Source organism: Mesorhizobium sp. M7A.F.Ca.US.006.01.1.1 (assembly GCF_003997935.1).
Taxonomy (GTDB): domain Bacteria; phylum Pseudomonadota; class Alphaproteobacteria; order Rhizobiales; family Rhizobiaceae; genus Mesorhizobium.
In genome coordinates, this window is the sequence record NZ_RZQL01000243.1 from 1 (window position 1) to 10526 (window position 10526).

Below are 10526 nucleotides of genomic sequence, written 5' to 3' on the forward strand. Positions count from 1 at the left end.
GATCGAGCAGCCCTTGCGTGTAGTCGCCCATCGTGCGGTTCGAACCATCGAAGACCAGCCCGCTGAGTTCGATGTGGTCGGCCTGTTCAGCCATGAACAGGTGGCTGTCACCGCCATAGACGATGCGCGTCGCGCCCGGCACGCCGGAAAGACGTACGCGGCCGGGCAGCGAAATATTGGAGACGACATAGGTGCCGGGCGGCAGGAATATCGGCATGTCGCGGCTGATTGCGTCACGCAGCAGTTTGGCGAACGCCTTGCTCTGATCGTCTGATGTGCCGGGCTGCACGCCGAGTTCGGTGGCATTGATCGAGCCGCGCATCGAGGCTTTCTCGATGCCGGTCAGACTGGCAGTGGCCGCCTTGCCGAGCGCAAGGCCCATCACGGCGAAGCCGGCGGTTCCGGTCAGCAGCGTTCGTCTGTTCAGCATCGGCACAGAATCCCAGCGTTCAACCTTGGCGTCGCAGGAATCGTGCCAGACGGTCTGCCTCTCCTCTCGACGGAAACGACAATGGCTTGTCGAGGAGCCTCTGCGGGCCTAAGTTCAGGAAATGAGCAGAGCTTTCACCCGCGAGGAAGACAGCGAAAATGCCATCGCCGGCGTCGGTGAGCGGCCGGTCAGCCAGCATCGCAATCTGGTGACGGAACGCGGCCTGGCGCAGATCGAGGAGAATCTGGCCGATCTGCGCGACATATTGGCAAAAGCCGAACGCAAAGCCGACCGCGAGCGCATCGCGGTCGTGTCGCGCGACCTGCGCTATTGGACCGCGCGGCGTGAAAGCGCCGAACTCTCCGTACCGGAGCCGGGCAGCGACCTGGTACGCTTCGGCATGGGCGTCACGATCGAGGGCGATGACGGCAGGAAGGTGCACTGGAAGATCGTCGGTGAGGATGAGGCCGACCCGGCCAAGGGCACGATTTCTCATGTGTCGCCGATGGCAGTTGCTCTGTTTGGCAAGAAGGTCGGCGACGTGGCCAGCGTCAACGGCAAGGAATGGGAAATCGTCAAGCTCTCCGAGAGCTAGGACGTCTCAAATCCGCAGCACTGATTGGCGGGTCATTTGGCGAGTTTCTGAAGCCCGACCTGATACTTGTCCATGACCTCGCGTGCGGCCTTCATCTGCCGTTCGAACCTGTCGGCCACCGGTCTTAAAATGATGCCGTCATCAGTTTCGATGATCTGGAGCTGATCGCCCGATTGCAGATTCAAGCTGTCCAGCATTTCCCGTGGCAAGATCAGGGCATCTGATCCATCGTCGAGCTTGTGAATGGTCGTCTTCACGGTTACTGCACCTTGGTTGCAGTGTCAGTCTAGCACAACCTTTTCAGAGATGCAGCAGTCCTAGTCTGTGGCCAGCAGCCGGTCCAGCAAACGGTCCGCTGCCTCTGGAATGACTGTACCCGGCGGGAAGATCTCGGCAGCGCCCGCTTGCCGCACCGCGTCATAGTCCTGCGGTGGGATGACGCCGCCGGCGACGATCAGCATGTCGCCGCGGCCGAGCTTTTTCAGCGCGTCGCGCAGTTCGGGGATCAGCGTCAGATGTCCCGCCGCCAGCGACGAGGCGCCGACGATGTGGACGTCCTGTGCGACCGCCAGCCTGGCGATCTCATCTGGTGTCTGGAACATCGCGCCGACGGTGACGTCGAAGCCGAGATCGGCGAAGGCCGTAGCGATGACCTTCTGGCCACGGTCGTGGCCGTCCTGGCCCATCTTGGCGACGAGAATGCGCGGCTTGCCGCCGGTCTTCTTCTCGAAGGCGCCAAGCTTGTCCTGCAGCCCGTCGACCACGGGATGATCGCCAAGCGCCTTGCGATAGATGCCGGAAATGGTCTGCACCGTAGCGACGTGGCGCCCAAAGGCTCTTTCCAACGCGAATGAAATCTCGCCGACCGTGGCATTGGCGCGCGCGGCTCGGATGGCGAATTCCAGCAGGTTTTCATTGCCTTGCGCGGCACGGGTCAGCGCATCGAGTGCGCTTTCGACGGCGGCGACGTCGCGTGTGCCCTTCAGCCGTTGCAGTTTCGACAATTGCCGCGCCCTGACCTCGGCATTGTCGATCTTCAGCACGTCGACCTCGATGTCCGTCTCGGGACGGTGGGCGTTGACGCCGACCAGCATCTGCTCGCCGGAATCGATGCGCGCCTGCGTGCGCGCGGCGGCTTCCTCGATGCGCAGCTTGGGAATGCCCTGTTCGGTTGCGGCGGCCATGCCGCCGAGCGCCTCCACCTCCTCGATATGCGCAAGCGCGCGCGCCGCCAGATCATGCGTCAGACGTTCGAGATAGGCCGAACCGCCCCACGGGTCGATGATGCGCGTGGTGCCTGATTCCTTTTGCAGGATGAGCTGGGTGTTGCGGGCGATCCGCGCCGAATGGTCGGTCGGCAGCGCCATCGCCTCGTCGAAGGAATTGGTGTGCAGCGACTGCGTGTGCCCTTGCGTTGCCGCCATCGCCTCGATCATGGTGCGGACGATGTTGTTGTAGGGATCTTGCGCCGTCAGCGACCAGCCAGAAGTCTGGCAATGGGTGCGCAGCGACAGCGAGCGCTCGTCCTTGGGCGAAAAATTCTTCTGCATCAGGGTCGCCCACAACAGGCGCGCGGCCCGCAGCTTGGCGACTTCCATGAAGAAATTCATGCCGATGGCCCAGAAGAAGGACAGGCGCGGCGCAAAGCGGTCGATGTCGAGGCCCGCCGCGACGCCGGCGCGGGCATACTCGATGCCATCGGCGATCGTGTAGGCGAGCTCAAGGTCGGCCGTCGCGCCGGCCTCCTGCATGTGATAGCCGGAGATCGATATCGAATTGAACTTCGGCATGTTCTTCGATGTGTACGAGAAGATGTCCGACACGATCCGCATCGAGGGTTTCGGCGGATAGATGTAGGTGTTGCGGACCATGAACTCCTTCAGAATGTCATTCTGAATGGTGCCGGCAAGATCCTTCTGCGCAACGCCCTGTTCTTCCGCGGCGACGATATAGAGCGCCATGATCGGCAGCACCGCGCCGTTCATCGTCATCGACACCGTCATCTCGCCGAGCGGAATGCCGTCGAAGAGCTGGCGCATGTCGAGAATGGAATCGATGGCGACGCCCGCCATGCCGACATCGCCGGCAACGCGCGGATGATCGCTGTCATAGCCGCGATGCGTCGCGAGATCGAAGGCGACCGACAGGCCTTTCTGACCAGCGGCAAGGTTGCGCCGGTAAAAGGCGTTGGAATCTTCGGCGGTCGAGAAACCGGCATATTGCCGGATCGTCCAGGGCTGCTGGACATACATGGTCGGGTAAGGGCCGCGCACGAAGGGTGGCAGGCCGGGATAGGTGTCGAGATGCGGCAACCCCTTGAGGTCGCTTTGATTGTACAGATGCTTGGCGACGAGCCCTTCCGGCGTGGTCCGCTGGCCTTTGACCTCGACGGGAGCGCGGCGTGGCGGGACCCAGCCGATCTGGCCGAAGTCCGGGATCAAGAGCCGGCTCCGATCGATTGGTCGATGGGGGCCGGAAATAGAGCCTCGCAGACGGCGACGCCTTCGGTGAAGGCGGGTCGCCGTTCCGCCGCCAGCGTCTCAACCGGCCGTTCGTCTTTCGATGGATAGAGCGTGGTGCCGATGATGGCCCGTTCGCCTGTGCGGTAGGCTGCGTTACGCTGCGCTGCCGCTGCGTGGACGCGCTTCTGGATGTGTCCGTCCTGAAGGCTGGACAGGACACCGCCCTCGGCTTCGATCGTCTGCAATTCCGCCCAGGCCAGCTCGCACAATTCCGTGGTCAGCGCCTCGACAGCGCCGGAACCATAGGCGGGATCGGTGACATGATCGATATGGCTTTCATTGGCCATGATTAGCTGCGCGTTGCGGGCAACGCGACGGGCAAAGCCAGCCGGGAGACCATGCGCGATCGTGTGCGGCAGGATGGAGATCGAATCGGCGCCGCCGCATGCCGCGGCAAAGCATGCAATGGTGGTGCGCAGGATGTTGGTCTCCGGATCCATCGCCGTCATCATGCGAAACGACGTCTCGGCATGGATATTGGCGGTGGATGTCGGGATCGAACAAGCCTCCTGCACCCGCGCCCATAGCCTGCGCAGTGCCCGCATCTTGGCCGTCGACAGCAACTGGTCCTGGTCGACGCTGAGCGCAAAACCGATATGAGGTGCGGCATAAACAAGCGGCTGCCGCGCCGTCTCGAACATTCTGAGATAGGAGACAGCCGAAGCCAGCATGATGCCAAGTTCCTGCGCTTCCGTGGCGCCGGCATTGTGGAACACACGCCCGTCAGCTTCCAGCAGCACGCCCGGAACGCCCATCGCGAAGAAATGCGCCAGCGACTGCGGCATAGAGGCCTGCAGCGCCTCGATCGACATGCGCAGCCGACCGGTTCCCGCGAAGATCGCCGCTGGATCGATGCCGAAGGAGAGGTTGAGTTTTGCCGGGTCCGACCGCCGCTTACTCAGGAAAGCGACCAGCCAGTCGGCCACGGCGCGGCTCCAGGGATGGGCGTCTATGCGAACCTGGATGCGATTGAGCGGTATGCCGTCCAGCACCGCCTCCAACGCTTCCGCCGTTCTCGGCAAGCCGTAGCCGAACGCGTTCGGCGCCCCTTCGAAGACCAGCGACAATCCCGTGGCACCCTGTGCAACATCCTCCAGCGCTTGGCTTCTGGCGCGGTCGATGTCGGGATCGTCGACCCGCTGGCTGACGATCCATGGGGATTTCGGGTTTGCGCGCACGATCGGTTCCGCCGCGGTGCTGCGGTCGTAGAGCGGTTCGATACGGATGTTGTCGTCGCTGTGCGAGACCAGCTTTTCCTCGAAGGAAGCGCCTGCCAATGCCTTTTCCGCCAACGCGAGCCATCGCTGACGCTCGGCGTTCTCGGGTTCCACGTCCTGGATCAAGGCTCCGGCGCCCATCCGTCCTCCTCGTTTCATGCGGCCGCACCAGCCGGGAGTGGTTCAGTCTACGGTCCCCGGTCCGATATCGCAATGCAATGCGCTTTCAGAGACCGGATCTGATCCATCAGATATAGGTCAGTCCGCGTGGACGACGATTGCCAAACAGCGGCAAAATCCGCAAGCTCCAAAAACCCGATTTGAACGAATGGGGCCGATTTGGACGAATGGCCCCGATTTGGACGAATGGCATTGTCGCTGTGCAATGGCCTCACTATACCTGCGGCAAGGCCACTGGCTTTAGACACATCAGTTTGCGGAGACCGGACATATGGCTGACGACACCAGTATTTTCATCGGCGCCAGCCGCAAGCCCGACGACAGCTATCAGCGTGCCGAGCAACTGTTGCTGCAATATGGTAATCGTCATGGCCTGGTGACCGGCGCCACCGGTACCGGCAAGACTGTCACCTTGCAGATCCTGGCCGAAGGATTTTCCAACGCCGGCGTGCCGGTGTTCTGCGCCGACATCAAGGGGGATCTGTCGGGCATCGCGATGATGGGCACGGCACAGGATTTCCTCGTCAAGCGGGCCGAACAGGTCAAGCTCGATCCCTATGACTTCCAGGAATTTCCCGTTATCTTCTGGGACTTGTTCGGCGAACAGGGCCATCCGATCCGCGCCACGGTCTCGGAAATGGGGCCATTGTTGCTGTCGCGCCTGATGAACCTGACCGAGGCGCAGGAAGGCATCATGAACATCGCCTTCCGCCTGGCGGATGAGGAAGGCCTGCTGCTGCTCGACATGAAGGACCTGCAGGCGCTGCTGGCCAACATCGCCGAGCGCGCCGACGAGATCGGCTCGCGCTACGGCAATGTAACGAAGCCGTCGGTCGGGGCGATCCAGCGCACGCTGCTGGTCCTGGAACAGCAGGGGGCCGCAAACTTCTTCGGCGAACCGGCACTGCGTATCGCCGACATCATGCGCACCACCCGCGACGGACGCGGCGCCATCAGCGTGCTTGCCGCCGACAAGCTGATGATGAATCCGCGGCTCTACGCGACCTTCCTGCTATGGCTGATGTCGGAACTGTTCGAGGTGCTGCCGGAAGTCGGCGACCCCGACAAGCCGAAGCTGGTGTTCTTCTTCGACGAGGCGCATCTTCTGTTCGACGAAGCACCCAAGGTGCTCATCGATCGCGTCGAACAAGTGGTCCGACTGATCCGCTCGAAAGGCGTCGGCGTCTATTTCGTCACGCAGAACCCTTTGGATATCCCTGAAAAAGTCCTGGCCCAGCTCGGCAATCGCGTCCAGCACGCGCTGCGCGCCTATACGCCGCGTGAGCAACAGGCGGTGAGGACGGCAGCCGAGACGTTCCGGCCAAATCCCGATTTCGACTGCATGACCGCCATTACCCAGCTTGCCACTGGCGAGGCGCTGGTCTCGACGTTGGAGGCCAAGGGTGTTCCGTCCATGGTGCAGCGGACACTGATCCGCCCGCCATCCTCGCGGCTTGGACCGATAACGGCCGCTGAGCGGCAAAAGCTGATCCAGGAAAGCCCGGTCGCCGGCCAGTACGATCAGGCCGTCGATCGCGAATCGGCTTTCGAAATGCTGCAGAAAAAGGCCAAGGACGCGCAGGATGCCGAAGAGCAGGCCCAGCAGGCCGGCAGCGGCGGCTCGCGCTGGACCATTCCGGGTTTCGGCAATGACGATCCCGCGCCGCAATCCGGTGGCAGGCGCACATCTGCACCGCGCCCGTCCAACCGCCAGACGGTGGCCGAGGCGGCGATCAAGTCGGTGGTGCGCTCGGTCGGCTCGTCGGTCGGCCGGGCAATCGTGCGCGGGATATTGGGGAGTTTGTCGAGGGGGCGGTAAGACTCGAGGCAGCGGCGTCGCCGCTGCCTCGTCAGCTCAGAAGATCGAATTCGTGATCGCCTTGACCGGTCCAAGCAGCACCGAACCGTCCGGCACGCCGGCGTCGATCGGGATCGCCTGTCGGTTGGCCGTTGCCACCATGGGTTGGCTGGCGTCGCTGGTCACGATGACTGGCGTCTTCGAGGGCACGCGGTCATAGAGGTCGATAATGTCCTGGTTCATCAGACGCACGCAGCCTGACGATACCGACTTGCCGATCGACCGCCACTCCGGGGAGCCGTGCAGACGATAGAGCGTGTCAACATTGCCCTGGAACAGATATAGCGCGCGTGCGCCGAGCGGGTTCTTCAGGCCGCCGGGCATGCCGCCATTGTCGGCGCTGTAGGGCTTCAATTCCGGCTGGCGGGCTATCATTTCATCCGGCGGCGTCCACTTTGGCCATTTCTGCTTCCACTGAACGACGGCGTCGCCGGACCATTCGAAGCCGGCACGGCCGAGGCCGACGCCGTAGCGTATCGCCTGACCGCCTGGACGAACCAGATAAAGGAAGTGGCCGGTGGTATCGACGACTATGGTTCCCGGCTTCTGTCCCGTCGGATCGGGAACGATCTGACGCAGGAACTGCGGATCGATCTTGTCGACGGGGATGGCCGGCAGATCGAAGCCGCCGTCGCTGACTGCTGCGTACATCGTCACATAATCGGCCAGAGGCGGCTCGACATAGGTAGGTGGCGGCGGCTCGACCGGACCCGGCCCGGTGGTGGCGCATGCGGAAACCGCGATCGAAGCGGCGCCCAGGGCTGCGGCGTTGAGAAAGCCGCGACGGCTCAGGCGAAAAGATTCGATTTCGGTTATGGACATGGTTGCCTTCTTTAAGTCTCAAATCGCAACAAAGCGTGAATTCGCCGACAGTTGCGCGGGTGCCTGACAACACCTGGGGCGATAGGCGGTTCCGATTCTGGCCCGAACGTGGGCAAACAAAGGCGAAGCTGTGACCAGGCTGCTACTGTGGCGCCAGAGACACAGGTCTCCTAGCTGCCGGGCACAAGGGCTTCGAGCGATGGCAGGATCAGGGCCGGCGGGAAGTCCCGGTATTCTTCGGGCTGATTGGAACGGTTGATCCACACCGTGCGAAAGCCGAATTTGGTGGCGCCTGCAATGTCCCAGCGATTGGACGACTGGAAGGAAACCGCGCCGGGGTAGAGGCGCCAGCCGGTGGCGACCATATCGTAGACCGCCGGGTCGGTCTTGAAGCGCCGCACCCTGTCGACGGAATAGATGTCATCCAGAACCTGGTCGAGCGCGGCGGATTTGACCGCCGCCTGCAGCATTTCGGGCGAGCCGTTGGACAGGATCGCCAGCCTCGCTCCCGAAGCCTTGAGCGCCTTGAGCACGGCCGGCACTTCCGGATAGCAATCCAGCCGCCAGTAGGCATCCAGCAATGTCGCCTTGAGACCGGGGTCGGCCGAGGGAACCTTGCGCAAGGCGAAATCGAGCGCCTGTTCGGTCAGTTGCCAGAAATCGGCATAGGAGCCCATCAGCGTGCGCACCCAGGAATATTCGAGCTGCTTGGCGCGCCAGATCTCGGACAGCAATTGGCCGTCCGGCCCGATCCGGTCGGCATGGCGGCGCACGGCGGCATGCACGTCGAACAGCGTGCCATAGGCGTCGAAGACATAGGCGGCGTATTGCATGACAGCAGTTTTGAGGGCAGGTGCGACAAGGTGCAAGCGTTGATTGTATTGCGCCCCGGCGCTGGCCTCAACAAAACTCCATGATGCCGGTTGACGGCGCCCGCCAAAGCATCTTCCAATGGCTGTCACAAGAGACCGATTGAGACGGGACGACATGATGACACTGGCGGCTGCGGCGCAATCCACGACATGGACTTTCGTCGATGGTGATTGGCACGAGGGCAACGTCGCCATTCTGGGGCCGCGCAGCCACGCCATGTGGCTCGGCACCAGCGTCTTTGACGGCGGCCGCTGGTTCGAGGGCGTGGCGCCGGATCTCGACCTCCATGCCGCCAGGGTGAATTCCTCGGCGATCGCTCTCGGCCTGAAGCCGAACATGAGCGCCGACAAGATCGTCGGGCTGACATGGGATGGGTTGAAGAAGTTCGACGGCAAGACGGCGGTCTATATCAGGCCGATGTACTGGGCCGAGCATGGCGGCTATATGGGCGTCCCGGCCGACCCGGCGTCGACCCGCTTCTGCCTTTGCCTCTATGAATCGCCGATGATTCCGGCGACCGGCTTTTCGGTGACCGTATCGCCGTTCCGGCGTCCGACCATTGAAACCATGCCGACAAACGCCAAGGCCGGCTGCCTTTACCCCAACAACGGTCGGGCCATTCTCGAAGCCAAGATGCGCGGCTTCGATAACGCACTGGTGCTCGACATGCTGGGCAACGTCGCCGAGACCGGAACCTCGAACATCTTCCTGGTCAAGGACGGTCACGTCTTTACGCCTGCGCCGAACGGCACCTTCCTGTCCGGCATCACCCGCTCGCGCACGATAACGCTGCTTGGCGAGTATGGGTTCAAGACCACGGAAAAGACGCTGTCGGTGCGAGATTTCCTCGAAGCAGACGAAATTTTTTCGACCGGGAACCATTCCAAGGTGGTGCCGGTCACGCGTATCGAGGATCGCAATCTGCAACCCGGGCCGGTGGCCAAGAAGGCGCGCGAACTCTATTGGGCTTGGGCGCATTCGACTTCCGCCGCTTGAGCGGATAAAAAGGCAATCGACGCTTCATCCGGAGTTGTCCCAACCCATTCCAGACCTATCTTACTCCGGTATCGACACCGGATTTTTCCACGAGGGAGTACTATCCATGGCCTTTGAATTGCCCGCTCTGCCTTACGACTATGAGGCCCTGCAGCCTTACATGTCGAAAGAGACGCTGGAATATCACCACGACAAGCACCACAAGGCGTATGTCGATAACGGCAACAAGCTCGCCGCCGAGGCCGGCTTGGGCGAGCTGTCGGTCGAAGAGGTGGTCAAGCAGTCGTTCGGCAAGAATGCCGGCCTCTTCAACAATGCCGCCCAGCACTACAACCACATCCATTTCTGGAAGTGGATGAAGAAAGGCGGCGGCGGCAACAAGCTGCCGGGCGCCTTGCAGAAGGCCGTCGATAGCGATCTTGGTGGCTACGACAAGTTCAAGGCCGATTTCATTGCCGCCGGCACGACCCAGTTCGGTTCCGGCTGGGCCTGGGTTTCGGTCAAGGATGGCAAGCTGGCGATCTCCAAGACGCCGAACGGCGAAAACCCGCTCGTCCATGGCGCGTCGCCGATCCTCGGCGTCGATGTCTGGGAGCACTCCTACTACATCGACTATCGCAACGCCCGGCCGAAATATCTCGAAGCGTTCGTCGACAGCCTGATCAATTGGGATCACGTGCTGGAATTGTACGAAAAGGCGAAGTGATCGATTTCCAGAAGCCCCGGTATCACCCGGGGCTTTTCTTTTCTGCGTCCCGTAAGAGCAAAGGTCCGGCAAAAATCATCAGGGGGAAGGGAATTTTTCCTCTGTAGCATCCGTTAACGTCCTGTCCCGAAATGCCTTCATCATGGAGCCAATTGAATGAGAAAGCTTGTTATCGCCATCTCTATGCTCGCACTCGCGGCTTCGGCGGCCTTTGCCGACCCGATCCTCGACCGGCAGGCACTGATGAAGGAACGCGGAAAGATCGTCGGCGGCCTGTCGAAAGCGGTCAAGGGCGAGGAACCCTTTGATGCGGCTTCTGTGTTGACG

10 protein-coding genes and 1 pseudogene are annotated in these 10526 nt (G+C 62.0%); 5 read left to right on the forward strand and 6 right to left on the reverse strand.

From position 1 onward, the window contains the following. Positions 1-430: glycosyl hydrolase family 28-related protein (locus EN943_RS30065; RefSeq protein WP_281060865.1), on the reverse strand; the 430-nt coding region annotated here is incomplete at its 3' end. 121 nt (positions 431-551) lie between these two features. Here EN943_RS30065 and greA point away from each other — a divergent pair. Beyond that, positions 552-1025, forward strand: coding sequence for a transcription elongation factor GreA (gene greA, locus EN943_RS30070; protein WP_127415748.1), 474 nt, complete (start codon positions 552-554; stop codon positions 1023-1025). A 32-nt stretch (positions 1026-1057) separates the two neighbouring features. Here greA and EN943_RS30075 read toward each other — a convergent pair whose 3' ends face one another. From EN943_RS30075 to EN943_RS30085, 3 genes are read right to left on the reverse strand one after another with little or no spacing between them, the layout of a single operon-like run. Next, positions 1058-1282 (reverse strand): AbrB/MazE/SpoVT family DNA-binding domain-containing protein, encoded by a 225-nt coding sequence (locus EN943_RS30075; protein WP_127415749.1) that lies wholly within the window; start codon positions 1280-1282, stop codon positions 1058-1060. A 60-nt stretch (positions 1283-1342) separates the two neighbouring features. Further along, positions 1343-3466: a methylmalonyl-CoA mutase gene (gene scpA, locus EN943_RS30080; RefSeq protein ID WP_127415750.1), complete on the reverse strand. Its 2124-nt coding sequence runs from the start codon at positions 3464-3466 to the stop codon at positions 1343-1345. After that, positions 3463-4905, reverse strand: a complete 1443-nt coding sequence (locus EN943_RS30085) for a methylmalonyl-CoA mutase subunit beta (RefSeq protein WP_127415751.1) — start codon at positions 4903-4905, stop codon at positions 3463-3465. The genes scpA and EN943_RS30085 overlap by 4 nt, the downstream gene beginning before the upstream one ends. 310 nt (positions 4906-5215) lie before the next feature. Here EN943_RS30085 and EN943_RS30090 point away from each other — a divergent pair, with 310 nt between their 5' ends. Next, positions 5216-6763, forward strand: a complete 1548-nt coding sequence (locus tag EN943_RS30090; RefSeq protein ID WP_127415752.1) for a helicase HerA-like C-terminal domain-containing protein — start codon at positions 5216-5218, stop codon at positions 6761-6763. A gap of 36 nt (positions 6764-6799) precedes the next feature. On the opposite strand, the gene EN943_RS30095 is transcribed toward EN943_RS30090, so the two are convergent. Together EN943_RS30095 and EN943_RS30100 are read right to left on the reverse strand one after the other, a co-directional pair. After that, positions 6800-7624 carry a L,D-transpeptidase gene (locus EN943_RS30095; protein ID WP_013532670.1) on the reverse strand — a complete coding sequence of 275 codons (825 nt, stop codon included), beginning with the start codon at positions 7622-7624 and terminating at the stop codon, positions 6800-6802. 170 nt (positions 7625-7794) lie between these two features. After that, positions 7795-8457, reverse strand: coding sequence for a haloacid dehalogenase type II (locus EN943_RS30100; RefSeq protein ID WP_127415753.1), 663 nt, complete (start codon positions 8455-8457; stop codon positions 7795-7797). Between the two features lie 157 nt (positions 8458-8614). On the opposite strand from EN943_RS30100, the gene EN943_RS30105 reads away from it, so the two are divergent. The 3 genes and pseudogenes from EN943_RS30105 to EN943_RS38540 all read left to right on the forward strand — a co-directional run. After that, positions 8615-9493 (forward strand): branched-chain amino acid aminotransferase, encoded by an 879-nt coding sequence (locus EN943_RS30105; RefSeq protein ID WP_164778453.1) that lies wholly within the window; start codon positions 8615-8617, stop codon positions 9491-9493. A 106-nt stretch (positions 9494-9599) separates the two neighbouring features. Continuing rightward, positions 9600-10199 carry a superoxide dismutase gene (locus EN943_RS30110; protein WP_127415754.1) on the forward strand — a complete coding sequence of 200 codons (600 nt, stop codon included), beginning with the start codon at positions 9600-9602 and terminating at the stop codon, positions 10197-10199. 156 nt (positions 10200-10355) lie between these two features. Then, positions 10356-10526: pseudogene (locus EN943_RS38540) on the forward strand (cytochrome C556); the annotation flags it as partial.